This window comes from Streptomyces sp. NPDC050211 (assembly GCF_040656035.1).
Lineage (GTDB): Bacteria > Actinomycetota > Actinomycetes > Streptomycetales > Streptomycetaceae > Streptomyces.
On the sequence record NZ_JBFALC010000020.1, the window covers coordinates 95,710 to 122,351 of the forward strand.

The 26,642-nt window shown below is 69.9% G+C and carries 24 protein-coding genes, 1 pseudogene and 1 riboswitch; of the genes and pseudogenes, 8 read left to right on the forward strand and 17 right to left on the reverse strand.

Annotated features, from left to right (window positions below; genetic code table 11):
- Positions 1–88 precede the first annotated feature (88 nt).
- Positions 89–871, reverse strand: a complete 783-nt coding sequence (locus AB0I98_RS21495) for an enhanced serine sensitivity protein SseB (RefSeq protein ID WP_362944057.1) — start codon at positions 869–871, stop codon at positions 89–91.
- Positions 872–965: 94 nt separating this feature from the next.
- The gene (locus tag AB0I98_RS21500) at positions 966–1,634 is read right to left on the reverse strand and encodes an AAA family ATPase (protein WP_362944059.1); all 669 of its coding nucleotides are present in this window, start codon (positions 1,632–1,634) and stop codon (positions 966–968) included.
- A 230-nt stretch (positions 1,635–1,864) separates the two neighbouring features.
- A riboswitch (glycine riboswitch) is annotated at positions 1,865–1,964 on the forward strand.
- Positions 1,965–2,108: 144 nt separating this feature from the next.
- On the opposite strand from AB0I98_RS21500, the gene gcvT reads away from it, so the two are divergent.
- The 5 genes from gcvT to AB0I98_RS21525 all read left to right on the forward strand — a co-directional run bounded on the left by gcvT (position 2,109) and on the right by AB0I98_RS21525 (position 7,119).
- The gene (gene gcvT / locus AB0I98_RS21505) at positions 2,109–3,227 is read left to right on the forward strand and encodes a glycine cleavage system aminomethyltransferase GcvT (RefSeq protein WP_362944061.1); all 1,119 of its coding nucleotides are present in this window, start codon (positions 2,109–2,111) and stop codon (positions 3,225–3,227) included.
- 99 nt (positions 3,228–3,326) lie between these two features.
- Complete coding sequence (gcvH, locus tag AB0I98_RS21510; RefSeq protein WP_362944063.1) at positions 3,327–3,704, forward strand: glycine cleavage system protein GcvH; 378 nt, start codon at positions 3,327–3,329, stop codon at positions 3,702–3,704.
- A 14-nt stretch (positions 3,705–3,718) separates the two neighbouring features.
- Entirely contained in the window at positions 3,719–4,981 is a 1,263-nt protein-coding gene (glyA, locus tag AB0I98_RS21515; RefSeq protein WP_362944065.1) for a serine hydroxymethyltransferase, read from the forward strand.
- A 77-nt stretch (positions 4,982–5,058) separates the two neighbouring features.
- A complete protein-coding gene (locus AB0I98_RS21520; RefSeq protein ID WP_362944067.1) occupies positions 5,059–6,441 on the forward strand; it encodes an L-serine ammonia-lyase in 1,383 nt (460 codons plus the stop codon).
- A gap of 120 nt (positions 6,442–6,561) precedes the next feature.
- Entirely contained in the window at positions 6,562–7,119 is a 558-nt protein-coding gene (locus tag AB0I98_RS21525; protein ID WP_362944069.1) for a glycoside hydrolase family 25 protein, read from the forward strand.
- Between the two features lie 5 nt (positions 7,120–7,124).
- Here the strand turns inward: AB0I98_RS21525 and AB0I98_RS21530 are convergent, their stop codons facing one another.
- The 11 genes and pseudogenes from AB0I98_RS21530 to AB0I98_RS21580 form a co-directional block, all read right to left on the reverse strand.
- Complete coding sequence (locus AB0I98_RS21530; protein WP_362944071.1) at positions 7,125–7,667, reverse strand: endonuclease domain-containing protein; 543 nt, start codon at positions 7,665–7,667, stop codon at positions 7,125–7,127.
- A 168-nt stretch (positions 7,668–7,835) separates the two neighbouring features.
- Complete coding sequence (locus tag AB0I98_RS21535) at positions 7,836–8,381, reverse strand: hypothetical protein (RefSeq protein WP_362944111.1); 546 nt, start codon at positions 8,379–8,381, stop codon at positions 7,836–7,838.
- Positions 8,382–8,399: 18 nt separating this feature from the next.
- Positions 8,400–8,591, reverse strand: a pseudogene (locus tag AB0I98_RS21540) (NAD(P)-binding domain-containing protein); the annotation flags it as partial.
- A 52-nt stretch (positions 8,592–8,643) separates the two neighbouring features.
- Positions 8,644–8,856: an EF-hand domain-containing protein gene (locus tag AB0I98_RS21545; protein ID WP_301984412.1), complete on the reverse strand. Its 213-nt coding sequence runs from the start codon at positions 8,854–8,856 to the stop codon at positions 8,644–8,646.
- 46 nt (positions 8,857–8,902) lie between these two features.
- A complete protein-coding gene (locus AB0I98_RS21550; protein ID WP_362944073.1) occupies positions 8,903–9,820 on the reverse strand; it encodes a MerR family transcriptional regulator in 918 nt (305 codons plus the stop codon).
- A 117-nt stretch (positions 9,821–9,937) separates the two neighbouring features.
- Positions 9,938–11,113 (reverse strand): YncE family protein, encoded by a 1,176-nt coding sequence (locus AB0I98_RS21555; protein ID WP_362944075.1) that lies wholly within the window; start codon positions 11,111–11,113, stop codon positions 9,938–9,940.
- Entirely contained in the window at positions 11,113–11,889 is a 777-nt protein-coding gene (locus AB0I98_RS21560) for a polysaccharide deacetylase family protein (RefSeq protein ID WP_362944077.1), read from the reverse strand. Before AB0I98_RS21560 ends, AB0I98_RS21555 begins: the two co-directional genes overlap by 1 nt.
- A gap of 158 nt (positions 11,890–12,047) precedes the next feature.
- Positions 12,048–12,551: an ATP-binding protein gene (locus AB0I98_RS21565; RefSeq protein WP_362944079.1), complete on the reverse strand. Its 504-nt coding sequence runs from the start codon at positions 12,549–12,551 to the stop codon at positions 12,048–12,050.
- 285 nt (positions 12,552–12,836) lie between these two features.
- Positions 12,837–13,604: an enoyl-CoA hydratase-related protein gene (locus AB0I98_RS21570; RefSeq protein ID WP_362944081.1), complete on the reverse strand. Its 768-nt coding sequence runs from the start codon at positions 13,602–13,604 to the stop codon at positions 12,837–12,839.
- Positions 13,605–13,709: 105 nt separating this feature from the next.
- Positions 13,710–14,942, reverse strand: a complete 1,233-nt coding sequence (locus AB0I98_RS21575; RefSeq protein ID WP_362944083.1) for an Ig-like domain-containing protein — start codon at positions 14,940–14,942, stop codon at positions 13,710–13,712.
- Between the two features lie 186 nt (positions 14,943–15,128).
- Complete coding sequence (locus tag AB0I98_RS21580) at positions 15,129–16,382, reverse strand: Ig-like domain-containing protein (RefSeq protein ID WP_362944085.1); 1,254 nt, start codon at positions 16,380–16,382, stop codon at positions 15,129–15,131.
- A gap of 279 nt (positions 16,383–16,661) precedes the next feature.
- Between AB0I98_RS21580 and glgX the strand changes: the two genes are divergently transcribed.
- A complete protein-coding gene (glgX, locus tag AB0I98_RS21585; RefSeq protein WP_362944087.1) occupies positions 16,662–18,926 on the forward strand; it encodes a glycogen debranching protein GlgX in 2,265 nt (754 codons plus the stop codon).
- 253 nt (positions 18,927–19,179) lie between these two features.
- On the opposite strand, the gene AB0I98_RS21590 is transcribed toward glgX, so the two are convergent.
- Genes AB0I98_RS21590 through AB0I98_RS21605 form a run of 4 tightly spaced genes read right to left on the reverse strand, consistent with a single transcriptional unit; the run spans position 19,180 to position 22,747 of the window.
- Positions 19,180–19,818: a response regulator transcription factor gene (locus tag AB0I98_RS21590; RefSeq protein WP_362944089.1), complete on the reverse strand. Its 639-nt coding sequence runs from the start codon at positions 19,816–19,818 to the stop codon at positions 19,180–19,182.
- A complete protein-coding gene (locus tag AB0I98_RS21595) occupies positions 19,808–21,070 on the reverse strand; it encodes a sensor histidine kinase (RefSeq protein ID WP_362944091.1) in 1,263 nt (420 codons plus the stop codon). The genes AB0I98_RS21590 and AB0I98_RS21595 overlap by 11 nt, the downstream gene beginning before the upstream one ends.
- Before the next feature lie 25 nt (positions 21,071–21,095).
- Positions 21,096–21,830, reverse strand: a complete 735-nt coding sequence (locus tag AB0I98_RS21600) for an ABC transporter permease (RefSeq protein ID WP_362944093.1) — start codon at positions 21,828–21,830, stop codon at positions 21,096–21,098.
- Entirely contained in the window at positions 21,827–22,747 is a 921-nt protein-coding gene (locus AB0I98_RS21605) for an ABC transporter ATP-binding protein (protein WP_362944095.1), read from the reverse strand. Before AB0I98_RS21605 ends, AB0I98_RS21600 begins: the two co-directional genes overlap by 4 nt.
- 206 nt (positions 22,748–22,953) lie before the next feature.
- Between AB0I98_RS21605 and AB0I98_RS21610 the strand changes: the two genes are divergently transcribed.
- Positions 22,954–24,780, forward strand: coding sequence for an ABC transporter ATP-binding protein (locus tag AB0I98_RS21610; protein WP_362944097.1), 1,827 nt, complete (start codon positions 22,954–22,956; stop codon positions 24,778–24,780).
- 17 nt (positions 24,781–24,797) lie between these two features.
- Positions 24,798–26,639 (forward strand): ABC transporter ATP-binding protein, encoded by a 1,842-nt coding sequence (locus AB0I98_RS21615; RefSeq protein ID WP_362944113.1) that lies wholly within the window; start codon positions 24,798–24,800, stop codon positions 26,637–26,639.
- Positions 26,640–26,642: the final 3 nt, after the last annotated feature.

A 26,642-nucleotide genomic window follows, 5' to 3' on the forward strand; every position in this document is an offset into this window, starting at 1 on the left:
GTCGGCGAGTGCGGGTTCGTTGTGGCTTGTCGCGCCCACGCGGCGGAGCCGCATATCGATACAGCCCCGCGCCCCTAGGTGGGTGCAATCACCGTTGGTAGAAGGGGCGGGCTCTGTTGCGCATCCACTCGGCTACCGGGTCTTGTGTTACGTCCAGGAGAACCAGGTTTACCGGCCACCTCACGGGGACCTTCGCCAGGGCTCGGCCCAGCGCGTCCAGAGGGAGGGCTCTGATGTCGCCCTCCCACTGGTTGAGTTCGACGCCGACGAACATGACCGGGTCGGCCGTTTCGATCGCCGCGAGGCAGCGGCGGGCCGTGGTCACCACGCCGGTCTGGTCGAACTCGGTGGCTGCCGCGGACAGGAAGTCCACGGGGTCGTCCTGCCAGTCCGGCTCGTAGAGCTTGACCCGGCCGCCGCTGGTGAGGCCGTCCAGGGGGGTGCGGCCGACGCGGCAGAGTTCGGCGACGGCGGGGGGCGGGAGGGGTATGCCGACCACGCCGTCGGGGTTCACGGCGATGCCGACCTGCGGGGGGAGGCCGCGGGCGAACTCCACCGCGGGGGCGATCGTGTACGACATGTGGGAGCCGGCGACCTGGCGGAACTGTTCCTCGGAGCTGAAGACCGGGACGTAGGCCTGGCCGCCGAGTTCGAGTGTGGGCAGGTCGAGCGGGACGCTGTCCGGGCCGCCGCCGTTGGGGAGCGGGACCCAGATGAAGCTGCGTCCGAGGACTTCGATGATCCGTCCGCCGGCCCCCGGGATGTTGAGGGAGGCGGAGAGCACCTCCTCCAACTCGTTGCCGGGCCAGCCCCCGTGCGGGTGGGGGTGTGCCTGTGCCGGGAAGTCCGGGAAGTTCCCTGGGAAGTCCATCTGCTGTCAACCGCCTGCCGAGATCACTGCTGTGACTCAAAGGCTAGCGGGTGGACTACCGGGTTCAGCCCGTGAAGGCTCAGCTCGTGAACCCTCAGCCCGTGAAGCCGATCCTGCGCAGGACGTCCGCCGCGTCGCGGTCGAGCAGGACCGCCGAGCCGCAGCCGTCGGGCAGGTCGCCGCGCTCCACGGAGCGGATCAGCCGGGCGGCCGCCGTGCGGTGGCGCAGGAAGGCGTAGCGGGAGACACCGCGGCCGCGTTCGCGCTGGCCCTCCAGCGCGGTGTCGGGGGCGACGTCGAGCAGCAGGAGGTGCAGGGTGCCGCCGCGGCGGCGGGCCTCGCGGGACAGCCAGCGGCGCACCCAGGACTGCGTACCGCAGTCGTGGACGACGACTCCGGTGCCGGTGCGCAGGGCGCGGCGCAGTCCGGTGTAGTGCGCGAGGCGGACCAGGGGGCGGTAGACCGCGTACGGCAGGAAGCGGGGCGCGCGGGTGTCCCAGCGGTCGCGGGTGTCCTGGGAGTCGATCCGGAGGCCCTTGACCGTGCGCGCCATCAGCGTGGACTTTCCGCTTCCGGGCAGGCCGGTGATCACGACGAGGTCCCTGGGGCCGAAGAGCAGTGCGTGCGGGCTGCGGCCGGCACGGTCGCGCAGATCCCGGACGACGGGTGCCCGGTGCGCGCCGCAGGCCTCCCTGGCCGGGGCCGTGTGCTGCTCGGGCAGCGCGAGGGCCGAGCTGGTGGCGTACGCCGTGATCCTGTTCACCGTGATCGTCCTCCCCATGGGGTCGGGAGTTCCCATCCCCGTCGAGTGTAAAGAGAAGGTAATACGCGGCCCTCCCGTTTACGTCCGCTTCCCGCAACAAGCCTGCTACAGGCCACTGTGCCCGACTGTGAACCCTGAGCGGTCCCTGTGGATGGCCCCCTTGAAAGGTCCCCCTGCCGCGGTCGGCCGATGCGTGCAATGATGTGCCCGCCAACTGCATACCGGCCGCTTGAATCCGCGCGGGAGAGTTCCCAGCACAGCTGTCGCTGGGGCGCCGAAGGAGCAAGTCCCTCCCTTGAATCTCTCAGGCCCCGTTACCGCGCGGGCGAGGCACATCTGAAAAGCGGGCCGCTGCCGCAGTGGCTCCACCCAAGGTGCAAACCGTGATCTTCACCGGTCACGGCGAACCTCTCAGGTTCCGATGACAGATGGGGAGGAACGTCCTCGCCTGTCATGCCTTTGGGAGCAGATCCGATGAGCAGTACGCCTCTCCGTCACACCGCGCTCGATGCCCTGCATCGTTCGCTGGGCGCGACGATGACCGACTTCGCCGGCTGGGACATGCCCCTGCGCTATGGCTCCGAGCGCGAGGAGCACCTCGCCGTACGCACCCGGGCCGGGCTCTTCGACCTCTCGCACATGGGCGAGATCACGGTGACCGGCCCCCAGGCCGCCGCCCTGCTGGACTACGCCCTCGTCGGCAACATCAGCGCCGTCAAGCCCGGCCGCGCCCGCTACACCATGATCTGCCGCGAGGACGGCGGCATCCTCGACGACCTGATCGTCTACCGGCTGGCCGAGACCGAGTACCTGGTCGTGGCGAATGCCGGCAACGCGCAGATCGTCCTGGACGCGCTGATCGAGCGCTCCGAGTCGTACGACGCCGAAGTGCGCGACGACCGCGACGCCTACGCCCTCATCGCCGTCCAGGGCCCCGAGTCCCCCGGCATCCTCGCCTCCCTCACAGACGCCGACCTCGACGGACTGAAGTACTACGCCGGCCTGCCCGGCACCGTCGCCGGCGTCCCCGCTCTCATCGCCCGCACCGGCTACACCGGCGAGGACGGCTTCGAGCTGTTCGTGAAGCCGGAGCACGCGGTCGAGCTGTGGCAGGCGCTGACCAAGGCGGGCGAGAGCGCGGGCCTGGTCCCGTGCGGCCTCTCCTGCCGGGACACCCTGCGCCTGGAGGCGGGCATGCCGCTGTACGGGCATGAGCTGTCGACCGCCCTGACGCCCTTCGACGCCGGGCTCGGCCGGGTGGTGAAGTTCGAGAAAGAGGGCGACTTCGTGGGGCGCACGGCGCTCACCGAGGCCGCCGCCCGGGCCCAGTCGAGCCCGCCGCGCGTCCTCGTCGGGCTCGTCGCCGAGGGCCGCCGGGTGCCGCGCGCCGGGTACGCCGTCGTCGCCGGCGGCGAGGTGATCGGCGAGGTCACCTCAGGCGCCCCTTCGCCCACGCTGGGCAAGCCGATCGCGATGGCCTACGTCGACGCCGCGCACGCGGCACCCGGTACGGCCGGGGTCGGTGTGGACATCCGCGGCAGCCACGAGCCGTACGGGGTCGTGGCGCTGCCGTTCTACAAGCGCCAGAAGTAGACACTGGGCTGTGATGCCGGGCACATCCTCCCTGCTCACAACCGTCTTCCGCAGTCCCCCATTCACCAGCACTCCCCCGCGTACAGGAGAATTCAGGCCATGAGCAACCCCCAGCAGCTGCGCTACAGCAAGGAGCACGAGTGGCTGTCGGCCGCCGAGGACGGCGTCGCGACAGTCGGCATCACGGAGCACGCGGCCAACGCGCTCGGCGATGTCGTCTTCGTCGACCTCCCCACGGTCGGTGACACCGTGACCGCGGGTGAGACCTGCGGCGAGCTGGAGTCGACCAAGTCGGTCAGCGACCTGTACTCCCCGGTCAGCGGCGAGATCACCGAGGTCAACGAGGACGTGGTCAACGACCCGTCGCTGGTGAACTCCGCCCCCTTCGAAGGCGGTTGGCTCTTCAAGGTACGTGTCGCCGAGGAGCCGTCCGACCTGCTCTCCGCCGACGAGTACACCGCCTTTTCCGCCGGCTGAGGAGTCGTACAAGCATGTCTGTCCTCAACACCCCCCTGCACGAGCTGGACCCGGACGTCGCCGCCGCCGTCGACGCCGAGCTGGACCGCCAGCAGTCCACGCTCGAGATGATCGCCTCGGAGAACTTCGCGCCCGTCGCGGTCATGGAGGCGCAGGGCTCGGTTCTGACCAACAAGTACGCCGAGGGCTACCCGGGCCGCCGCTACTACGGCGGTTGCGAGCACGTCGACGTGGTCGAGCAGATCGCGATCGACCGCGTGAAGGAGCTGTTCGGCGCCGAACATGCGAATGTTCAACCGCACTCGGGCGCCCAGGCCAACGCGGCGGCGATGTTCGCGCTGCTCAAGCCCGGTGACACGATCATGGGCCTGAACCTCGCGCACGGCGGGCATCTGACCCACGGCATGAAGATCAACTTCTCCGGCAAGCTGTACGACGTGGTCGCCTACCACGTGGACGACTCCGGTGTCGTCGACATGGCCGAGGTCGAGCGGCTGGCCAAGGAGTCCAAGCCGAAGCTGATCGTGGCGGGCTGGTCGGCCTACCCGCGGCAGCTGGACTTCGCCGCGTTCCGCCGGATCGCGGACGAGGTCGGCGCGTACCTGATGGTCGACATGGCACACTTCGCCGGTCTGGTGGCGGCCGGGCTGCACCCGAACCCCGTCCCGCACGCGCACGTGATCACCACGACCACCCACAAGACGCTGGGCGGCCCGCGCGGCGGAGTGATCCTTTCCACCGCCGAGCTGGCGAAGAAGATCAACTCCGCGGTGTTCCCCGGTCAGCAGGGCGGGCCCCTGGAGCATGTGATCGCCGCCAAGGCGGTCGCCTTCAAGGTCGCCGCCTCGGAGGACTTCAAGGAGCGGCAGCGCCGTACCCTGGAGGGTGCCCGCATCCTCGCCGAGCGTCTGGTGCGGGAGGACGTGAAGGCGGAGGGCGTCGACGTGCTCTCCGGCGGCACGGACGTACACCTGGTCCTGGTCGACCTGCGCAACTCCGCGCTGGACGGCCGGCAGGCCGAGGACCGCCTCCACGAGGTCGGTATCACGGTCAACCGCAACGCGATCCCGAACGACCCACGTCCGCCGATGGTGACCTCGGGCCTCCGCATCGGCACCCCCGCCCTCGCCACCCGCGGCTTCACCACCGAGGACTTCACCGAGGTCGCGGACGTCATCGCCGAGGTACTCAAGCCGTCGTACGACATCGAAACGCTCAAGGCCAGGGTCACCGCGCTCGCGGACAAGCACCCGCTGTATCCCGGCCTGAACAAGTAAGTCCCCCTGGTGGGACACCCGGCCACGCGGATGCCGGGTCGCCGGGTGTCCCACCACCCCCGCTGTGAGGAGTCCCCGTGGCCATCTCGGTCTTCGACCTGTTCTCGATCGGCATCGGCCCGTCCAGCTCCCACACCGTGGGTCCGATGCGCGCGGCCCGCATGTTCGCCCTCCGGCTGCGAGGCGAAGGCGTCCTGGACTCCACCGAGTCCGTACGGGCCGAGCTGTACGGCTCCCTGGGCGCGACCGGACACGGCCATGGCACGCCCAAGGCGGTACTGCTCGGACTGGAGGGCGCGTCACCGCGCACGGTGGACGTCGAGACCGCCGACCAGCGGGTGGAGGACATCAAGGCGGCGGGCCGGCTCCGGCTGCTCGACGAGCGGGAGATCGCCTTCAACTTCGACAAGGACCTGGTCCTGCACCGCCGTAAGGCACTCCCGTACCACGCGAACGGCATGACGCTCTGGGCGCACGACGCCTCCGGCGCCGAACTCCTCTCCAAGACCTACTACTCCGTGGGCGGCGGCTTCGTCGTCGACGAGGACGCGGTCGGCGCCGACCGCATCAAACTCGACGACACGGTCCTGAAGTACCCCTTCCGCACGGGCGACGAGTTGCTGCGCCTCACGCAGGAGACCGGCCTGTCGATCTCCGCACTGATGCTGGAGAACGAGCGGGCCTGGCGGACCGAGGAGGAGATCCGCGCGGGCCTGCTGGAGATCTGGCGGGCGATGCGGGACTGCGTGGCACGCGGCATGTCCCGCGAGGGCATCCTGCCCGGCGGCCTGAAGGTACGGCGGCGGGCCGCCAACACGGCCCGCAAGCTGCGCTCGGAGGGCGACCCCAAGGCCCTGGCCATGGAGTGGATCACTCTCTACGCGATGGCGGTGAACGAGGAGAACGCGGCGGGCGGCAGGGTCGTGACGGCCCCCACGAACGGCGCGGCCGGCATCATCCCGGCGGTCCTGCACTACTACATCAACTTCGTGCCCGGCGCCGCCTCCGAAGGAGACAGGGAAGACGACATCGTCCGCTTCCTGCTGGCCGCCGGCGCCATCGGCATGCTCTTCAAGGAGAACGCCTCCATCTCTGGCGCCGAGGTCGGCTGCCAGGGCGAGGTCGGCTCCGCCTGCTCCATGGCGGCGGGCGCCCTCGCCGAAGTCCTCGGCGGCAGCCCCGAACAGGTCGAGAACGCCGCGGAGATCGGCATGGAACACAACCTCGGCCTCACCTGCGACCCCGTCGGCGGCCTCGTCCAGATCCCCTGCATCGAACGCAACGGCATGGCCGCGGTAAAGGCCGTCACCGCCGCCCGCATGGCCATGCGCGGCGACGGCTCCCACAAGGTCTCCCTCGACAAGGTCATCAAGACGATGAAGGAGACAGGCGCCGACATGAGCGTGAAGTACAAGGAGACGGCTCGGGGCGGGCTTGCGGTGAATATCATCGAGTGCTGATGCCGGTGCGCACCCGGGGGTGAGATTCCGCCGCTCGCCCGCGCGGACGGATCACCCGTGCCATGGTGGGGCATACCTTCAACAACTCCGGTCCCCCCACGAGCACTTCCGGGAGCGCCCATGCTGCGCGGCATCGACGTGAGTTCCTACCAGTCCTCCGCCTACGACACCGACGGCCTCTCCTTCGTCTTCATCAAGGCGACGGAAGGCCGTTCGTACGTCAACCCGAAGCTCGCCGCCCAGACGAAGAGGGGCCGCGACGCCGGCCTGGTCGTCGGCTTCTACCACTTCCTCTGGCCCGGCAACCTCACCGCCCAGGCCGAGTACTTCGTCAAGCACGCCCCGGAAAAGGGCAGCGACATCCTCGCCGTCGACTGGGAGACCACCGGCGACGGCACGCACGCGAGCAACGCGGAGAAGGACCGGTTCATCCGGAAGGTGAAGGAGCTTCGGCCGAATCACCGCGTTGTGCTCTACTGCAACCGTCATTTTTGGTTGACCGTTGACGATACCTCGTACGCCGGTGACGGCCTCTGGATCGCCGACTACGTCGCCGCCGGCAAACCCCGCATTCAGGCGAAGTGGCGCTTCCACCAGTACACGAGCAACCCGATCGACAAGAACGTGGCGGACTTCGAGAGCAAGGCGGCGCTGCGGGCATGGGCCGACAACGCCTGATGTGTCTAACCGCCTGCTGAGGCAGTCAGTTCGCACCGGAGCCGCCTGGCGGGTGGGTCCGCCAGGTATGCGTTCAACAGGTCGAAGGTGCGAAGCTCGGGCGGCAAGCCCTCGTACCACGCAAGGCCACGGGCATTGCAGTCGTTGCAGATGAGGCCTCGCACGCATTCACCGCAGCTTCGCCCACCTGAACAACATGCGTGATCGTGATCGATGTCCATGGCCCGCCGACCCATGTGGGTCGTCCCGCAAACCGCGCATCTGTCCTGCTGAAACCGGCGCAACTGGCCAATGAACTCCACGGTCACGTTGTAGTTACTGAGGCGGACGCGCGCTGCGTTGCATGGCTTGCAGTACGGCCGGGGAGCGCCCAATGCGTTGACAGGCGAGTACTCGGTTACGGGCTTGTGCTCGCCGCACCCCAGACACTCGATGAGTCCACCCTTGATCATCATCTGGACGGCGCCGTTGGCTCTCCTTTTACGCAGCGGCGTGAGTGGTCGGCCATTGCTCTGCTGCTGGTAGTGGCGCCCTCTCAGATGCTGCATGTAGTGCGTCCTGCACAGCCCTTTCGTCAGTGGATACCTGTCGGAGGTCCGGTCGCAGGACCATCCGTTCCCCGCTGCCGCACACGTCCTCACATGCCCCCCAAAGTCGCTCGCCGACACACAATCCGATCAACGAGCCACTCGAACATGCGTAACGCGCACAAACGTCTAATGGTTGTTCCGCAGTGGAGTACCCAAGGACCGGGCGAAGTCGGCGAGCGTGCGGAAGTCGTCCTCGCGGAGACCGATGCGCGGGTTGACGTGGTGCAGAAGCTCAGGCCCGTGGTGGTGGGTCGTCACGTATGCCTGGTCCAGATCGCTCTGTTCGTCGTCCACCCAGGCGAAGGGACGGCCGTTGGCGTGGTCCACCAGGGGACCGGTCTTCCAGTGGACCCCGTCGGGGCGGTCCTGGAACAAGGCGTCGCCGAAGTCGACGAAGGGGAGTTCGGGAAGGCCGAGCACCGGGGCGATCCACCGGTTGGCTTGGTCCATCCATGTCGTGGCCCAGCACAGCTCGTAGCCGAGCTGGAGCAGGGGTCGCCCGTGCTCCGGGTTGAGCCAGACCCGCAGGGGTCGCCGCCGGGCCGAGAGCCCTCTGTGTTCGTCCGGAGTTCCGCTGTCCTCGGGCACTCTGAGTGTGGTGTAGCCGTCGGGGCGCTTCTCCGGCTTGGCCGCATAGGGGTTGAGTGGCCCGTCCACGTCGAGGAACAGCAACGGTCGGCGTGCCGCCTCTTCGACCGTGACGGGCCTGGCGCCGGTTTCCTCCGCGAGTGCGGTGAGCGTGTGCGGGCCGCGGGAGTTGGCCGCGGAGACGTCGTGACCGAGGGCGGTGAGCCGCCGGGTGAGGTTGCCGCCGATATTGCCCGCGCCGATGATGCCGATCTTCATGACAGGCCCTTCCGGGGTTGCTATTGCGCCGGGCATGGCGAAGGGGCGCCCGTCCGCTGCCGGACGGGCGCCCCTTCGTCGGCTCACGTCACTTGTTCAGGTACGACCAGAACTCGTCGAATGACAGGAGCTTGTCGCCGTTGAGGTCACGGCTGCCGATGATCACCTCGGCGACCGCCTCGGTGACGTTCCAGTCGCCCTGCTGGGCGAGGGCAGTCTTGAACTCGGCTGCGGTGATGAAGCCGTCACCGTCCGTGTCGATCCGCTCGAACTGCTTGCGTGCTTCGTCGATGTCCGCCACCGATCCGCCCCTTCGTCATGCATGTTCCGTGTGTGCGGGGGTCAGATTATCGGGCCACCCGATGACGCAGCGCGGCGACCACCCAGGCGAACTCCTCGGCGTGCCGCGGCTTGGGGTCACGGCCGTTCACCAGGGCGATCAGCTCGCGGTAGCGATTGGCCTGGGCGTGGAAGCCGGCCTCCAGTCGGGCCAGGACGGCGGCCTTGTCGGTGTCGGGGCCGATCAGCTCGTCCAGGACCGGCTCGGCCTCCGGCGCGTCCGGCGCGATGCCCTGCTGTCGGGCCTGCTCCGCCAGTTCCACCAGCCGTTTGAAGAACCACATCGAGGCGCCCTCCGGAGTGTCGGAGCCGCGGTCCCGGGCGTTGAATTCCACCATCTCGCGCATCCGCGCCCTGAAGTCCGGGTCCTGGACCATTTCCGCCAACTCCACCCAGGCGTCGACCTGCTGTGGGGTCGGCTCGTCCGGCAGGTCGACGGTGACGTGCCTCATCCGGTGCTTGATGTCCGGGTCCACCGTGTCGAGTCCGTCGAACACCTCCTCCACGAAGGCTTCCATGATCCGCCGCCGCTCCGCGGCCGACAGCCGCGCCAGTTTGTTCATCAGGGTCATCTCCTCCGCGGTCGAGCCGCGTCGCGCCACGGTCGACAGCACCGCACGGGTCACCTTCAGCGACCGGATCTGCGCGTCCAGCGCCGCCACATGCGTGGCCGCGACGGACGCGATGTCCTGCTCGCCGCTGACCACCTTGCGTACGTCGTCCAGGCCGAGGCCCAGTTCACGCAAGGTGCGGATCAGCTCCATGCGGGCGACGGACCCGGCGTCGTACAGGCGGTAGCCGCCCGTCGACCGGGTCACCGGGGGCAGGGCGCCCTCGTCCGACCAGTAGCGGATGGTGCGCACGGTCAGCCCGGTGGCCCTGGCCAGCTCGCCGATGGTGAACAGTGCGGTGCCGTCTTCGCTCATGTCCGCGAGTCTGGGGCTTCCAGTGGGTGGAGACTCAAGTGGCGCCCGCCGCCGCAGACGGGTTGGGATCATGCGGGGCACGATTCCGGGTCTGCGGCGGCGGGCTGTGGATCTTCACTACCGGAAGATGCCGGTGTGGCCGAGTGAGTAGCGGCCCGGTTGTGGGTAGACCGCGAGGCCGTGCGGGCCGTCGCCGACCGGGATGCGGGCGAGTTGGGTGCCGGTGCGGGTGTCGATGGCGTAGACCTCGGCGTCGTACCGGCCGGAGAGCCACAGGACCTTGCCGTCGGCGGAGACGCCGCCCATGTCGGGGCTGCCGCCGTCGGGGAGGTGCCACTTCTTGGTGAGCTTGTTCCGTGTGAAGTCGAAGACGGAGATGGAGCCCTCGCCGCGGTTGGAGACGTACATCTCGCGGGAGTCCCGGCTGACGTACAGCCCGTGGCAGCCCTTGCCGGTGGGCAGGAGGGTGGGCTCGGTGAACTTCTCGCCGTCCAGCACCCACATGCCGTCGGCCATCATGTCGGCGATGTAGAACTTCTTGCCGTCCGGGGAGATCTTCACGTCCTGCGGCATGGCGCCGTCGAAGGGGAGCTTCTGCTGTCCGACGACCTCCATCTTCTCCGTGTCGACCTTCAGCAGTTCGCCGCTGAACTCGCAGGAGACGATGAAGTACTTGCCGTCGGCGGAGAAGTCGGCGTGGTTGACGCCGTAGCAGGTGACCGGTTCGGTCTTGATCCGCTCCATGGTGTGCGGGTCGCGGAAGACGAGTTCGCGGTCGAGGGAGGCCATGACGACGGCGTACTTGCCGTTGGGCGTGAAGTAGAGGTTGTACGGGTCGTGGACCTCGACCTCCTTGCCCGCCTTGCCGGTCTTCGGGTCGATGGGGGTGAGGGTGTGGCCGCGGTTGTTGTTGACCCAGAGGGTCTTCAGGTCCCAGGACGGCACGACGTGCTGGGGCTGGCGGCCGACGGGGATCGTCTCGATGATCTCGTACGTCTTCGGGTCGATGACCGAGACCGTGTCGGACTCGGTGTTGGGGACGTAGACCCGGGACGGGAAGTCCTTGACCACGGGCGAGAGTTGGTTCGGTCTGTCCGCCGCGTAGACGTCCTTCGGGTCGAGGACCGGCGGCATGCCGGGCAGGCCCTGGACGGTCTTCTTCGGCGGTGCGGGTACGGCCGCCTTGGTGTTGAGGGCCTGGGGTGCCGAGTCCGGGGACTGGGTGCCGCAGGCGGCGAGTGCGACGAGGGCGGCGCCCGCGATCAGGGTGCGTTTGACGAGGTTCCGGTGCATCAGCTCAGCAGCTCCGTGGTGGTGACCGCGCGCAGTCCGCGGTGGTCGAGTTCTTCCAGTACGGCGGGGAGCGCGGCGACCGTGTCCGCGTAGCCGAAGTGCAGGCTCACGATCGATCCGCCCCGGATCCCGGCCATGACGTTGCCGGTGACGGCGTCGGGGCCGGGCGAGGTGAAGTCGAGGGAGTCCACGTCGTAGGAGAGGACGTGGGGGTAGCCCGCGGTGCGGGCCAGCCGTTCGACGAGCGGGGAGGCGCGCGCGGCGCGGGACGGGCGGAACCAGGTGCCGATCGATCCGGTCAGCCGCTTCAGCCGCTCGGCGCATTCGGTGATCTCGGCGTGGGCATCGGCCTCGGACATGGCGTTGACGTCCAGGTGCCGGTGGGTGTGGTTGCCGAGGTCGTGGCCGCCGTCGAGGATGCGGCGGGACAGCTCCGGGTGCTCGTCGAGCCAGGTGCCGACGGCGAGCACGGTGAGCCGGGCGCCGTGCCGTTCGGCCGCGCCGAACAGGGAGCGGGCGGTGGCGGGGTCGCCCGCGCCGTGGAAGGTGAGGGCGACGCGGGGGTGGTCGCGGGGGCCGTGGGTGATCTGGGCGGGGTGCCGGGGGAAGCGGCGGGGTCCGGGGGCGGGGGGTCGGGCGGACGGGCTGGGCGGGCGGGTGTGCTGAGCTGTGGCGCCGGGTGCGGCACACCCTGCGGCGAGCCCGCCCGCGGCAGCAACGAGGCCGGCTCCGGCACGGAGCGCCGCCCGTCGGTCGGTGGTGGTCACCCGCACCATTTAAGAGGCGTTATGTCCGAAAACTCGCGATTGATCCGGTTGGCGGTGGGGTCAAGGCGCGGTCAAGGTCCGGTAAACGGTGTGGCCGCCCAAGCGGTGTGGTGTGGTCGTCCAAACGGTGTGGTCGTCCGAAGCGGTGGGGTCATCCACACGCGTGGTCACCTGTCGGCGACCCGCATCTCGAACCACGTCGTCTTCCCGCGCGGCAGCAGATCCACGCCCCACCGGTCGGAGAGCTTGTCGACGAGGAACAGTCCTCGCCCGCTCACATCCATCTCCTGGACCGGCATCAGGCAGGGCAGCCCCCGGGAGGGGTCGCGGACCTCGACGCGGATCCAGCCCCGGCGGCGGCGCAGCCGCAGTCCGAAGACGCGGGCGCCGGTGTGCCGTACGGCGTTGCCGACGAGTTCCGATACGAGTAAGACCGCGTCCTCCGTCATCTTGGGGGTGAGTCCCCACTGGCGCAGTACGACGACCTGGGTCAGTCTGCGTGCGGTGGCCGCGGACTCGGGGCGGGACGGCAGCGGCACCTCCGACTCCGTCGGGTTGCCGAACAACTCCAGTACCTTGAGAGCGTGTTCGTCCTCGGCCGCCGGCGACCAGCGCGCCGCGGTCGCACGGCCGTGTCCCCGCGGCTGTTCGATACCCTCCAGCCCCGCCATGCCCCCATCATGGCCGCCCCGAACGCCCTCCGGGGGCGTCTCTGCGGAATACGCCCCCCGGAATCCACCATTCCGTACCGGTGGATCGGCATATGCCAAGGGCAGTTCGGAGTCGGTTGCAGCCCCGCTGAGCTGCGGCGAAGGCTCGGTTGGCGGCAATCGACGGACTCCCTCGACAAGACAGGCTTAAGGCTGCCTTAAGGCTCCCATAAACCGCCCCATCGAGGGACCCGGATCAGACACCGCGTCAATTGCAAGGCCCTGCGGGGACTTTGGGGGAGAGATTTACAAGAACTTCGCCTTCCCCGGACCCTCCTCGACGAAGCTGCGCATGCCGCGCTCGCGGTCCTCGGTGGCGAACAGGCCCGCGAACCAGTTCCGTTCCACCGCCAGGCCGGTCTCGATGTCCGTCTCCAGGCCGGTGTCGATGGATTCCTTCGCCGCGCGCAGGGCGATCGCGGGGCCCTGCGCCAGCTTCGCGGCCCAGGCGTGCGCCGCCTCGTACACCTCGGCGGCCGGGACGACCCGGTCCACCAGGCCCAGCGCCAGCGCCTCGTCCGCCTTGACCTGGCGGCCGGTGAAGATCAGGTCCTTCGCCTTGGACGGGCCGATCAGCCGGGCCAGGCGCTGGGTGCCGCCGGCGCCGGGGATCAGACCGAGCAGGATCTCCGGCTGGCCCAGCTTGGCGTTCTCCCCGGCGATGCGGAAGTCCGCGCAGAGCGCCAACTCGCAGCCGCCGCCGAGGGCGTAGCCGGTGACGGCCGCGACGACCGGCTTGGGGATGCGGGCCACGGCGGTGAAGGAGTCCTGCAGGGCGCGGGCGCGCAGGACCATCGCGGTGTGGTCCATGGCCTGCATCTCTTTGATGTCCGCGCCCGCTGCGAACACATCCTCGCCCCCGTAGATCACCACAGCGCGCACGTCTTCCCTGCGGGACGCTTCCTCGGCCAGGTCCTTGAGGCGGTCCTGGGTTTCGATGTTCAGGGCGTTCATGCGAGGGCGGTCGAGACGGAGTGTGCCGACGCCTTCGGCGACTTCGAGATTCACGGTCATGCTCCGCAGGTTAACGGTGGCTAATGCCGTCGTCACCGTGCGGGTTCGTTGTGGCTGGTCGCGCAGTTCCCCGCGCCCCTTTCGGGGCGCGTCACCTCGCGTCTCTCAAGAGGTCCACTTCTCCCACGGCATGTTCCAGCCGTTCAGCCCGTTGTCCGGGTCCACGATCCTGTCGTTGGAGTTCTTCACCACGACCACGTCGCCGATCATCGAGTTGTTGAAGAACCACGCGGCCGGGACGCCGCTGTCGTAGCCGCCGCGGACGTCGCGCAGGCCGATGCAGCCGTGGCTGGCGTTGTAGTTGCCGAAGGCGTCGCCGCCCCAGTAGTTGCCGTGGATGAAGGTGCCGGAGGTGGTGAGGCGCTGGGCGTGCGGGACGTCCTTGATGTCGTACTCGCCGCCGTAGCCGACCGTTTCGCCGTTCATACGGGTCACCGTGAGCTGCTCGGTGATGACCATCTGGCCGTTCCAGGTGTCGTAGCCGGGCTTGCCGGTGGTGACGGGGATCGTCCTGATGACCTTGCCGTCCCGCTTGACCTCCATGGTGCGCTTCTTGACGTCGACGACCGAGACCTGGCTGCGGCCGATGGTGAAGGAGACGGTCTTGGCCTGCTCGCCGTAGACGCCGTCGCGGCCCTCCACGCCGTCGAGGTTGAGATCGACGGTGACCTTCGTGCCCGGCTTCCAGTATTTCTCGGGGCGGAAGTCGAGGCGGTCGTTGCCGAACCAGTGGCCCTCGACGTCGACGGCGGGCTCGGTCTTGATCTTGATGGCCTTCTCGACGTCCTCGGGGGCGGTGATGCCCCGGGTGAAGCGGATCGAGAACGGCATTCCCACGCCGACCTTGGAGCCGTCCTCGGGGGTGAACTCACCGATGAACGTGTTCTCGGGCGTCAGGGTGGTGAAGCTGGCGTCCTCGGCGGCCTCGCGGCCCTTGGAGTCCTCGGCGACCGCGTGGACCTTGTACGTGGTGGACGCGGCGAGATGGGTGGACGGCGTCCAGCTGGCCCCGCCGTCGGTGATCTTCCCGGGTATCTCGGTGCCCTTGGCATCCTTGACCTGGACCTCGGTCAGTTGGCCCTTGGCGGCGCTGACCTTGAGGGCGCCGTTGGTGTCGACCGACTTGGCGCCGTCCTTCGGGGCTATCGTCACGACGGCCTGCGACTGCTTGCTCTCGGCCTGGGTGGAGTCCTTGCCCTTGCCGGGCCCGGACGTCGAGTCCGAGCCACCCCCGCCGCACGCACTGACGGCGAGAAGCAGCCCGCACATCAATGCCGCCACCTTCCTGCGTCGCCCCCGCGCGTCAACCGACGCCCCCGATATCGGCCGCACGTTCAAGTTCTTTCTCCCCTCGCCGGGTCCGTCCACCGGACCCTTGCCGGGCCTGGTCGGGCCCGCTCCCCGGGCGCGTCCCGCGCGCTCGGCGCATATTAACCACAAGGCCAGCGGCATAGTCGCTTCATGATTGTCACTGTTCCGTACCGAACTTCAACAGAATGTCGGCCAAGGCGCCCCCTACTCCCGTTACTTCACCGCACTGCCCGCCTTCCACTCCTTCCAGCCCATATTCCACCCTCCGAGGCCGTTGTCGGGAGCGACCTTTTTGTCATTGCTGTGGACGACCTCGACGACGTCCCCGACGAGGCTGCGGTCGAAGAACCAGCCGGCCGGGGTGTCCGAGCCGCCGCCCTTCGCATCGCGCAGGCCGACGCAGCCGTGGCTGACGTTGGTCCGGCCGAATACGGTGTCCGGCGCCCAGTAGTTGCCGTGCAGGAAGGTGCCGGAGTCGGTGAGGCGCATGGCGTGCGGGACGTCCGGGATGTCGTACTCGCCCTTGCCGTTGGCCTTCTTGAAGCCGACCGTGGCGCCGTTCATCCGGGTCAGGTCGAGCATCTCGGTGACCACCATCTTGCCGTTGTACGTCGTGTGCTTGGGGGCGCCGGCGGTGATCGGCACGGTCGCGAGCAGCTCGCCGTCCCGGCGTACGTCCATGGTGTGGGCGCGGGCGTCGACCAGGGAGACCTGGCTGCGGCCGACGGTGAAGGAGAACGTCTTGTACTGGAGGCCGTAGACGCCGGGTGCGCCTTCGACGTCGCGGAAGCGCAGGGCGACGCTGACCTGGGTGCCCGGTTTCCAGTAGTGCTCGGGGCGGAAGTCGAGGCGGCCGTTGCCGAACCAGTGCGGGCGGATCTCGACGGCGGGCTTCGCGCTGACGTGGACGGCGCGTTCGACGGCGGCGCGGTCTGCGATCTCCCGGTTGAACTCGATGGAGACGATCATTCCGGTGCCGACGGTGGAGCGGTTCTCCGGGGCGACGTATCCGATGAACCGCTCCTCGGGGACGTACGTGGTGAAGGTCGTGTGCCGTGCCGAGCGCCGTCCCCTGCCGTCCAGTGCCACCGCGTCGACGGTGTACTCGGCGGCCAGCGCGAGCTTCTCGTCGTCGGGCTCCCAGCGCAGGCCGTCCTCGGAGATGTGCCCGGAGACGGGGGTCTCCTGCGCGTCCTGGGACTTGACGACCCGCACCGATTCCAGGCGCCCGCTGGGCACCCGTACCCGCAGTCTCGTGTCGGGTCTCACGCCCCGGCTGCCGTCGTCCGGCGAGACGAGGATGACGTCCTCCGGTGCCCGGGCCTTGCCGAAGACCGCGTCGATGCCGGCCCCGCCCGAGCCGTCGTCCGACGTGCATCCGGCGGCCCCGGCCAGCAGTCCTGCCCATGTCAGTACGGCGGCCAGCGCGGCCCCCGCGCGCCGCGCGCGCCCATGTACGTGCCTCACAACGACCCCAACGACAGGGCCCGCTCCCGGGAAACGTGAGTGCGGCCCAAGCTCTGGGCAGAAGAGTGGGGAGGACGACACGACGGGGAGCCCCGGCAGCGACAGGGAGCCGAAGGGGCGCGGCGGTGTCGGGAGGGCGAGCGCGCACAGGCCCGAAGGGTCGAGCACGGTCGGGCTCTCGATCCCGCCTGGAGCGCCCCGGAGGCGAGCGGAGCCGAGAAAGGCTGTCGCTGCGCGCTCTTCCCGCGGGTCGTTCCGCGAGCCGTGGGAGGCTGTCACGTGTCCAGCGCAGCCGAGCAGGAGGCGGTGGCCGAGGGGCGCGCTGCCGCACAGGAAGCCGTGACCGAGCGTGCCGTCGTGAACGGGGCGCGGCGGGCGGCGCCGCCGGGTGCGCAGGTGTGGCCGGGTGCGCCGATGCCGCTGGGGGCCCGGTTCCGGACCGGTCCCGACGGGGTGGCCGGCACCAACTTCGCGCTGTGGGCGGGCGGGGCCGAGGCGGTCGAGCTGTGTCTGTTCGGGGCGGACGGCAAGGAGACCCGGGTCCGGCTGACCGAGCTGACGCACGAGATCTGGCACGGCTTCGTACCCGGCGTGATGCCCGGTCAGCGCTACGGCTATCGCGTGCACGGCCGCTGGGACCCCTGGACCGGCGGTCGCTGGAACCCGGCCAAGCTGCTTCTCGACCCGTACGCCCGCGCGGTGGACGGCGACTTCAGCCTGCCGCCCGAGGTGTACGGCCATGTGCGGGACTGGCCCCAGCAGCAGGTCGCGGACACCGTGCGCGACGACCGGGACTCGGCGCCGTACGTCCCGAAGGGCGTGGTCGTCCACGATGACGCCACCGACGACGAGTGGATGGACGACCGCCGCCCGAAGACGCCCTGGGCGGACTCGGTCATCTACGAGCTGCACGTACGGGGATTCACCAAGCTGCACCCGGACATCCCCGAGGAACTGCGGGGCACCTACGCCGGTCTGGCGCACCCCGCCGCCGTCGAGCACCTGGTGAAGCTCGGCGTCACGGCCGTCGAGCTGCTGCCGGTGCACCAGTTCGCGCACGAGGACCATCTGCTGCGCCGGGGCCTGAAGAACTACTGGGGCTACAACTCCATCGGCTACTTCGCCCCGCACGCGGCGTACGCGGCGACGGGCACGGCGGGCCAGCAGGTCGGCGAGTTCAAGCGGATGGTGCGGGCGCTGCACTCGGCCGGGATCGAGGTCATCCTCGACGTGGTCTACAACCACACGGCGGAGGCGGGCGAGCTGGGCCCGATGCTGTCGCTGAAGGGCATCGACAACCGGGGCTACTACCGGCTGCAGGACGACGCGCGCCGTTACGCGGACTACACGGGCTGCGGCAACACCCTGCATGTGGTCCAGCCGCATGTGCTGCGCCTGATCACGGACTCCCTGCGCTACTGGGTGACCGAGATGGGCGTCGACGGCTTCCGCTTCGACCTGGCGGCGGCGCTGGCCCGCTCCATGCACGACGTCGACATGCTCTCCCCGTTCCTGGCCGTCATCGCCCAGGACCCGGTGCTGCGGCGGGTGAAGCTGATCGCCGAGCCGTGGGACGTGGGGTCGGGCGGCTACCAAGTGGGCGCCTTCCCGCCCCTGTGGACGGAGTGGAACGACCGGTACCGCAACGCCGTTAGGGACTTCTGGCGGGGCGCGCTGCCGGACGTACGGGATCTGGGGTACCGGCTGTCGGGGTCCAGCGACCTGTACGCGTGGGGCGGGCGGCGCCCCTACGCCTCGGTCAACTTCATCACCGCGCACGACGGTTTCACCCTGCGCGACCTGGTGTCGTACGAGCGCAAGCACAACGAGGCCAACGGCGAGGGCAACCGGGACGGCACGGACGACAACCGCGCGTGGAACTGCGGCGCCGAGGGAGAGACGGACGAGGAGCGCGTACAGGCGCTCAGGCGGCGCCAGTTGCGGAACCTGCTGACGACGCTGCTGCTGTCCACGGGGGTGCCGATGCTGGTCGCGGGCGACGAGCTGGGGCGGACGCAGCGGGGCAACAACAACGCGTACTGCCAGGACAACGAGATCAGCTGGCTGGACTGGGGGCTGCTGGAGGAACCGGGCTGGAAGGCCCTGTTCGACCTCACCTCCCGCCTGATCGACCTGCGGCACCGGCATCCGGTACTCCGCCGCCGCGCGTTCTTCTCCGGCCGGGCGCACTCCGCCGACGGGCTGCGCGACCTGGCCTGGTTCACCGCCCGCGGCACGGAGATGACGGAACGGGACTGGTACGCGCCCGCCGCCACGCTGGGCATGTACCTCTCCGGTCGGGACATCCCGGGCCGCGACGAGCGGGGTGCCCCGATCGTCGACGACAGCTTCCTCGCCGTACTCCACGCCGGGGACCGCCCGGTGAGCTTCGTCCTGCCGGGGCCGCCGTGGGCGGAACGGTACGAGGTCGTCGTCGACACGTCCCGGGAGGAACAGGGCGAGGCGCCGGGCGTGGAGCACCGGGCGGGGGCGGCGATCACGGTGCCGGCACGGGCGGTGTTGCTGCTGCGGGTGGTGGGGTGAGGAGTTTTTCCGCCCCCGCCGCCCTTACCCATTCCCATCCCCAAGGGGCTCCGCCCCTTCGACCCCGCCAGGGGGCTCCGCCCCCTGGACCCCCGCTCCTCAAACGCCGGAGGGGCTGGATTTTCAGCGCCGGCCAGCACCATCCAGCCCGTCCGGCGTTTGAGGACAAGGCCCGTTCAGGGCCGAAGCGGGGGTCTGGGGGCGCAGCCCCCAGGGACGGGACGGGTAGGGGCGGCGGGGGCGACGAAACCCGTCAGCCCAGGATCCCCCGGCCGTACGCCACCGCCACCGCCGCCGCCCGGTCCTTGACGCCCAACTTGGCGTAGAGGTGGGTGAGGTGGGTCTTGACGGTGGCCTCGCTGATGAAGAGGACGCGGGCGATCTCGCGGTTGGAGGTGCCTTTGGCGACGAGGGCCAGGACCTCGCGTTCGCGGGTGGAGAGGGGTTCGTTGCCGGGAGCCCCAGGAGTACGGACGGCGGAGACGAGGCGGGAGGCGACGGCGGGAGAGAGCACGGTGCGGCCTTCCGCCGCCGCGCGGACCGCGGTGAACAGTTCGTCACGGGGGGCGTCCTTCAGGAGGTAGCCGGTGGCGCCTGCCTCGATCGCGGGGAGGGTGTCGGAGTCGGTGTCGTACGTGGTGAGGACGAGCACCTTCGCGCGGGCGGACCGGCGGGTCAGCTCGCGGATGGCGTCGACTCCCGCGCCGCCCGGCATCCGCAGGTCCATCAGGATGACGTCCGGGTCCAGGGCGGCGGCCTTCTCGACGGCCTCGACGCCGCCCGAGGCCTCGCCGAGGACGGTGAAGCCGGGGGCCGACTCGAACATGCCGCGCAGACCGTCGCGTACGACGGGATGGTCGTCGACGATCAGCACCGAGATGTCACTGGTCATGGCGGACCAACGGTACGCGAGCGGACAGCGCCGTGCCGTGCCCTGGCTCGGACTCGACGGTGAGCGCCCCGGCGATGCGTTCGGCGCGGGCGCGCATGCCGTCGAGCCCGAAGCCGCCGGACTGGGTGCGTTCGCGGGCGGCGAGGGGGTCGAAGCCGCGGCCGTCGTCGCGGATGTCGAGGACCACCTCGTCGCCCATGAAGCTCAGGGTCACGCCGAGCCGGGTGGCGTGCGCGTGGCGGGAGGTGTTGGACAGCGCCTCCTGGGCGATCCTCAGCAGGGTCGCCGAGACCTCGTCGTGGAGGTGTTCGGCGGTGCCGGTGACGGTGAACTCGGCCCGGATTCCGGTCCGTTCGCCCCATTCGGCGACCGTGCTCTTCAGGGCCTGCGGCAGGCCGTCGTGCTCCAGCGCCACGGGGGCGAGGTTGTGCACGGAGCGGCGGGCCTCGCCGAGGCTGTGCCGGGCCAGGTCCGAGGCGCGCTGGAGGTGGGTGCGGGCGGTCTCCAGGTCACCGGCGTTCGCGACGACCTGGAGCTGGGCGATGATGCCGGTCAGTCCCTGGGCGAGCGTGTCGTGGATCTCGGCGGCGAGACGCCTGCGTTCGTCGGCGACGCCCGCTTCCCGTGCCTGGACGAGGAGTTGGGCGTGGAGGGCGGCGTTCTCGTCGAGGGCCTGCTGCAACGCGGCGTTGGTGCGTTCGAGTTCGGCGATGGTCTCGGCGCGCTCAATGGCCCGCCGCTCCTCCTGCTCCATGAGATGGGTGATCACCAATTGAAGGCCGGCGTTGGCGACCAGGAGCCCGGCGAAGAGAGTCCACTGGGTCCCGTTCTTCGGCGGCAGCCCGCCGGACTGCGAGCCGGCCAGGATGACGGCGGTGGCGAACAGCCCCAACCGCCGCCACCGGCCCGGGATCAGCTCGTCGGCGTCCATGAAGCCGGCGGCCGCGTAGAAGGCGAAGAGCGGGTTGATCCAGGAGAGGACGAAGGCGATCACCCAGCGGACGACGTAGTTCGCCGCCCCGGCCCGCGACGGGGTCCGGCCCTCGGCACGGCGGGAGCGGGTGCCGTTCCACCACAGCTGGAGCGCGACCGCGGCGACGACCAGGGCCCCGGCTGTGTACCACTCGGCGGGGCCGTTGATCAGCTCGCTGGTGGCAGCGGCGAGGACGACGCTGACACCCAGCAGCCCGTACGGTCCCCAGGTGTGCAGCTGCTCCCAGCGCTGCTCCAGCTGCCTGTCCGCCGCGGTCATCTCCCCAGTCTGCACGGGCCCGCCCCTACTCCCACCGGAACCAGCGCGCCGCCGACACCGACAGCACCACCGTCCACGCCGCCATCACGCCCAGGTGGGTCCAGCCGGGCCAGTCGCCCACCATGGCCTCGCCCAGGGCCTGTGCGGCGGCGCCGAACGGTGTGAACCCGACGACGTCGGCCATGACGTCGGGCATGGCCTGCACCGGCAGCCACACGCCCGCGCAGAACAGCATCGGGAAGAACACCACCGTCCCGACGGCACCCGCGATCTTCACCGTCCGGGACACGGCCGAGATCACCGACCCCAGCGCGAGCGCGGCGAGGACCGCGAGCACGAGCGCGAGCAGATAGCCGTACGGCTGCTCGGGCAGTCGTACGTCATAGGCGAGCCGGCCGACGACGAGCGCGAGCAGGGCCGAGACCACGGCGGCCAGGGCGTGCACCAGCATCTGCGCCGAGAGCAGCGCCAACGGTTTGACCGGGGTGGTGGACATCCGGCGCAGGATGCCCTGCTCCCGGTAGCCGGTGAGGCCGATCGGCATCGACTGCACGCCGGCCACGATCATGGCGGCCAGCACGGCGACGGGGACGTAGGTGTCGACGATGCGCAGGCCGCCGAGCTCGTCCTGGGTCTCGCGGAACGCCGGGACGGTGCCCAGGATGGCCACCAGCAGGGGCGGGAAGAGCACGATCCAGAAGAGGCTGCCGGGTTCGCGGGCGAGCAGGCGGGCCTCGGTGCGCAGTACGGCGGTGTTCATCGTGTGGTCTCCGTCGTGGTCGTGAGGTCCAGGAAGGCGTCGTCCAGCGTGGCGTCGCTGACGCGCAGTTGGTGGGCGGTGATGCGGTGGCGGGCGAGCAGCGTGATCACGGCGTTGACCGTCTCGTCGCTGCCGGAGAGGGTGATCCGGCCGTCCTTGTGCTCGACGGACGCGAGCGCGGGCAGGGCGCTCAGCTCCTGTTCGTCCAGCGGCGCGGACGGCGTGAAGGTGATCACCGTGGCACCGGCGGAGCGGCGGATCAGCCCCGCCGGGGTGTCCAGCGCGGCGATCCGCCCCTTGTCGATCACGGCGATCCGGTCGCACAGCCGCTGCGCCTCCTCCATGAAGTGGGTGACGAGCAGGACGGTGACCCCGCTGTCCCGGACCTCCTCGATGAGCTGCCAGGTGTCGCGGCGGGCACGCGGGTCGAGGCCGGTGGTCAGCTCGTCGAGGACGACGATGCGCGGGTTGCCGATCAGGGCGAGCGCGATGAACAGGCGCTGTTTCTGGCCACCGCTGAGGCGGGCGAACCGGGTGGTCAACTTGTCGGTGAGGCCGAGGCGTTCGGCGAGCGGACGCCAGTCGGCCGGAGTCGCGTAGAAGGCGGCGTACAGTTCCAGCGCCTCGCGGACGGTGAGCTTCGCCTGGAGTTCGCTCTCCTGGAGCTGGGCGCCCAGGACGCGGGTGACCTTGTCGTGGTCGGCGACCGGATCGAGCCCGGCGACCCGGACGCGGCCCGAGTCGGGGACCCGCAGGCCCTCGACGCACTCGACGGTGGTGGTCTTGCCGGCGCCGTTCGGGCCGAGGATCCCGAAGATCTCGCCCTCCCCGACGGTGAAGGAGACACCGTCGACGACGGCCCGGCCGCCGTAGGACTTACGCAGTCCGCTGACTTCGATGACAGATGTGGCTGACATGCTTCGAGGGTCCCGGCGGGACGAGGTCCGCCACATCGGCCGTCGCGCTCGAAGGCGCATCGGCCGATCGGTTGATGCGGGGGTACGACCAACCGGGCGCCCTTGGTTCGACGTGCCGAACGCGCAGGTCGTAGGACCAGCGGCCGATCCCGGTCCGGCCAAAACTCGGTGGGCGTTGTCAGTGCCGGTCCGTAGGCTCGCTGCTGATGTCCACGACACGTGCCACCACCAAGGAACGCTCCGCCGTCAAAGCCCTGTTGCGGTTGTGGCCGTATGTGCGGCCCGTCCGGGTGCGGCTGTTCACCGCCGCGTTCGTCGCCGTACTCGCCTCGTGCGTGGGGCTGGTGATTCCGCTCGTGCTGAAGTGGATGGTGGACGGGCCGGTCGCCGAGCGGGATCCGGCGGGCGTCTGGCTCGGGGCGCTGTATCTGCTGCTGCTCGGGTTCGCGGAGGCGCTGCTGTTCGGGCTGCGGCGGTGGCTGGTGGCACGGCCGCTGTCGCATGTCGAGGCGGAGATGCGGGCGGATCTCTACCGGCATCTGCAGCGGCTGCCGGTCGCCTTCCACGACCGCTGGGCCTCCGGCCAGCTCCTCTCCCGGGGCACCACGGACCTGATGCTGCTGCGCATGTTCCTGGCCTTCCCGCTGACGTTCCTCCTGGTCAACGGGGTGACGATCCTGGTCGGCGTGGCCATCATGCTGGTCCAGGACTGGACGCTGGGACTGGTCATCCTCGGTCCCGCCATACCCGTACTGATCACCTGCGTGATCTTCGAGCGGCGCTACGCCGAGGTCGCGCGCCGAGCGCAGGACCAGGTCGGCGACCTGACGACCGTCGTCGAGGAGAGCGTCCTCGGCATCCGCATCATCAAGGGCTTCGGACGCCATCGAAGCCAGGCCCGAGCATTCCGCGAACTCTCCCGCACCCTCCGGGGAACCGAGCTGCGCAAGGCACGTCTGCTGGCAGCCATCTGGGCCATCATCGTGACCCTCCCGGAGGTGGCGATCGGAGCGGCGCTCGTGCTCGGGGCCGTACAGGTGGCTGACGGTGCGTTGTCCGCGGGAACGTTGGTGGCGTTCCTGTCAACGGCCCTTGCGATCCGCTGGCCGGTGGAGTCGATCGGCTTCCTGCTGGCGATGAGCCAGGAAGCGGCAACGGCGACGGAACGATACTTCGAGGTGATGGACGAATCGCCGGAGGCAAAGGCGCCCCAAAGGGGCGCGGGGAACTGCGCGACAAGCCCCCACAGACCCGCAGCCGACAACGAGGGCATCCACTTCCACGACGTCACCTTCCGCTACCCAGACGCCTCCAACGACTCCCCACCCACCCTCGACCGCATAAACCTCCACATACGCCCCGGCGAGTCCATGGCCCTGGTAGGCGCCACCGGAAGCGGAAAAACAACCCTCACCGCCCTCGTCCCCCGCCTCCACGAGGTCACCTCCGGCCGCATCACCCTCGACGGCACCGACATCACCGAGATACCCCGAGACTCGCTGCGCGCCCTCGTCGCCGTCGCCTTCGAGGAGCCCACCCTCTTCTCCGCGAGCGTCGGGGACAACGTCCTCATGGGCGCCGACGACGAGGCCGGCGCCGAGGAGCTGCACCGCGCGCTCTCCGTCGCGCAGGCCGAGTTCGCGCACGCCCTCCCCCAGGGCACGGAGACCCAGGTCGGCGAGCAGGGCCTCAGCCTCTCCGGAGGACAACGGCAGCGCCTCGCGCTCGCGCGGGCCGTCGTCGGCAGCCCCAGGTTCCTCGTCCTGGACGACCCGTTGTCGGCGCTGGACGTGCATACGGAGGCCGCCGTCGAGGCCGCCCTGCGGGAGGTGCTCGCCGACACGACCGCGCTCATCGTGGCGCACCGCCCGTCCACCGTGCTGCTGGCCGACCGTGTCGCCCTGCTCTCCGGCGGCCGTATCACCGCCGTGGGCACGCACTACGAACTGCTGCGGACGAACGCGGAGTACGCCCATCTGATGTCCGGGGAATCGTCCGGAGAATCGTCCCGAGAAGTGGAGGACCACCGGTGACCGCGCCCTCGACCTCCGTGCCCACGGCCGACGACGACCAGCAGGACCTCCCTCGGAAGCCGGGCCCCGGCGACCCCTTCGACCGCGACGTCCTGCCCACTCCCCCGGGCGCGACGGCCACGCTGCTGCGTTCCCTCCTCGCCCCGATGAAGGCCAGGGTCGCCCTCACGACGTTCCTGCTGCTGCTCCAGCAGGCGGCCGTGCAGGCGGGCCCGCTGCTGGTGGCGTACGCCATCGACAGTGCCGTACCGGCGATCCGCGCCGACGACTACGGGCCGCTCATCGCCGTGGGCGCCGGCTATCTGCTGTGCTCGCTGGCGTCCGGCGGGCTGCAGTACTGGTTCATCATCGCCGCCGCCCGCGTCAACCAGGACGTGCTGCTCGACCTGCGCGGCCGTATCTTCCGGCATGCGCAGGCGCTGAGCATCGACTTCCACGAGCGGTACACCTCGGGCCGGCTCATCTCCCGTTCCACGACGGACGTCGAGTCGCTGCGTGAGCTCCTCAACGAGGGGCTGCAGGAGCTGGTGACCGTCGTGCTGTCCTTCGTCTACATCTCGGTGATGCTGCTCTGGCTGGATCTGGGCCTGGGCGCGGTCGCCGTGGCGTCGTTCGTGCCGCTGTATCTGCTCGTACGGGTCTATCAGCGGCGCGCGGGACGGGTGTACCGGATCCGCTCCACCGCCATCGCCGCCGTCATCGTGAAGTTCGTGGAGACGATGAACGGCATCCGCCCGGTGCGCGCCTTCCGCCGCGAGGCCGTCAACGACCGTGACTTCGGCGTCCTGAACGCGCGGCACGAGCGCACCAACGGCGACGCGCTGCTGGAGATGGCCCGTTATGTCGTCGGGTCCCGGCTGGTCGCGAACACCGCGGTCGCGGGCATCGTGCTGTGGGGTGCCTACCGGGTGGCGGGCGGCACCCTGGCCCTCGGCGTGCTCGCCGCCGCCGTGCTTTATCTGCGGCGGCTGTACGACCCGATCGACCGGCTCGGCATGTTCCTCAACTCGTATCAGTCGGCCGCCGCCTCGCTGGAGAAGATCGCCGGGCTGCTCGCCCAGACGCCGTCCGTGCCCGAGCCGTCGACTCCCCGGCAGCTTCCGGCGCTCGAGACCGAGCACCCCGGCCGCGAGGTCGTCTTCGACGCGGTCAGCTTCGGTTACCGCACCGGTGGCGAGGTCCTCCCCCGCTTCGACCTCACCATCCCCGCCGGGCAGACGGTCGCCGTGGTCGGCTCGACCGGCGCGGGCAAGTCGACACTGGCGAAGCTGCTCGCCCGGTTCTACGACCCCTCCGCAGGGCGGGTCCTGCTCGACGGCGTCGATCTGCGCGACCTCGACGTGCCCGAACTGCGGCGCGGGGTGGTCATGGTGACGCAGGAGGCGTTCCTGTTCTCCGGCACGGTCGCCGAGAACATCGCGATCGGCCGCCCCGACGCCACCCGCGAGGAGATCGAGCGGGCCGCGAAGGCGATCGGCGCGCACGAGTTCATCGCCGCGCTGCCCGACGGCTACGACACGGATGTACGCAAACGCGGCGGCCGTATCTCCGCCGGACAGCGCCAACTGGTCGCCTTCGCCCGCGCGTTGCTCGCCGACCCGGCCGTACTGATCCTCGACGAGGCGACCAGCTCCCTGGACGTGCCGGGCGAACGGGCCGTGCAGCGCGCCATGTCGACGGTCCTGCACGGCCGTACCGCCGTCGTCATCGCCCACCGGCTGTCCACCGTCGAGATCGCCGACCGGGTGCTGGTGATGGAGCACGGCCGGATCGTCGAGGACGGCAGCCCCGGCGAACTCATCGCGGGGACGGGCCGGTTCGCGGATCTGCACCAGGCCTGGCGGGACAGCCTGGCATGACAT

Coding starts and splice junctions, on each gene's coding strand:
- gcvT (WP_362944061.1), top strand. CDS start 2,109: ATGAGCAGTACGCCTCTCCGTCACACCGCGCTCGATGCCCTGCATCGT.
- AB0I98_RS21605 (WP_362944095.1), bottom strand. CDS start 22,747: ATGTCAGCCACATCTGTCATCGAAGTCAGCGGACTGCGTAAGTCCTAC.
- AB0I98_RS21555 (WP_362944075.1), bottom strand. CDS start 11,113: ATGCACCGGAACCTCGTCAAACGCACCCTGATCGCGGGCGCCGCCCTC.
- AB0I98_RS21610 (WP_362944097.1), top strand. CDS start 22,954: ATGTCCACGACACGTGCCACCACCAAGGAACGCTCCGCCGTCAAAGCC.
- AB0I98_RS21570 (WP_362944081.1), bottom strand. CDS start 13,604: ATGACCGTGAATCTCGAAGTCGCCGAAGGCGTCGGCACACTCCGTCTC.
- gcvH (WP_362944063.1), top strand. CDS start 3,327: ATGAGCAACCCCCAGCAGCTGCGCTACAGCAAGGAGCACGAGTGGCTG.
- AB0I98_RS21550 (WP_362944073.1), bottom strand. CDS start 9,820: ATGAGCGAAGACGGCACCGCACTGTTCACCATCGGCGAGCTGGCCAGG.
- glyA (WP_362944065.1), top strand. CDS start 3,719: ATGTCTGTCCTCAACACCCCCCTGCACGAGCTGGACCCGGACGTCGCC.
- AB0I98_RS21560 (WP_362944077.1), bottom strand. CDS start 11,889: ATGGTGCGGGTGACCACCACCGACCGACGGGCGGCGCTCCGTGCCGGA.
- AB0I98_RS21565 (WP_362944079.1), bottom strand. CDS start 12,551: ATGGCGGGGCTGGAGGGTATCGAACAGCCGCGGGGACACGGCCGTGCG.
- AB0I98_RS21595 (WP_362944091.1), bottom strand. CDS start 21,070: ATGACCGCGGCGGACAGGCAGCTGGAGCAGCGCTGGGAGCAGCTGCAC.
- AB0I98_RS21600 (WP_362944093.1), bottom strand. CDS start 21,830: ATGAACACCGCCGTACTGCGCACCGAGGCCCGCCTGCTCGCCCGCGAA.
- AB0I98_RS21590 (WP_362944089.1), bottom strand. CDS start 19,818: ATGACCAGTGACATCTCGGTGCTGATCGTCGACGACCATCCCGTCGTA.
- AB0I98_RS21495 (WP_362944057.1), bottom strand. CDS start 871: ATGGACTTCCCAGGGAACTTCCCGGACTTCCCGGCACAGGCACACCCC.
- AB0I98_RS21525 (WP_362944069.1), top strand. CDS start 6,562: ATGCTGCGCGGCATCGACGTGAGTTCCTACCAGTCCTCCGCCTACGAC.
- AB0I98_RS21530 (WP_362944071.1), bottom strand. CDS start 7,667: ATGCAGCATCTGAGAGGGCGCCACTACCAGCAGCAGAGCAATGGCCGA.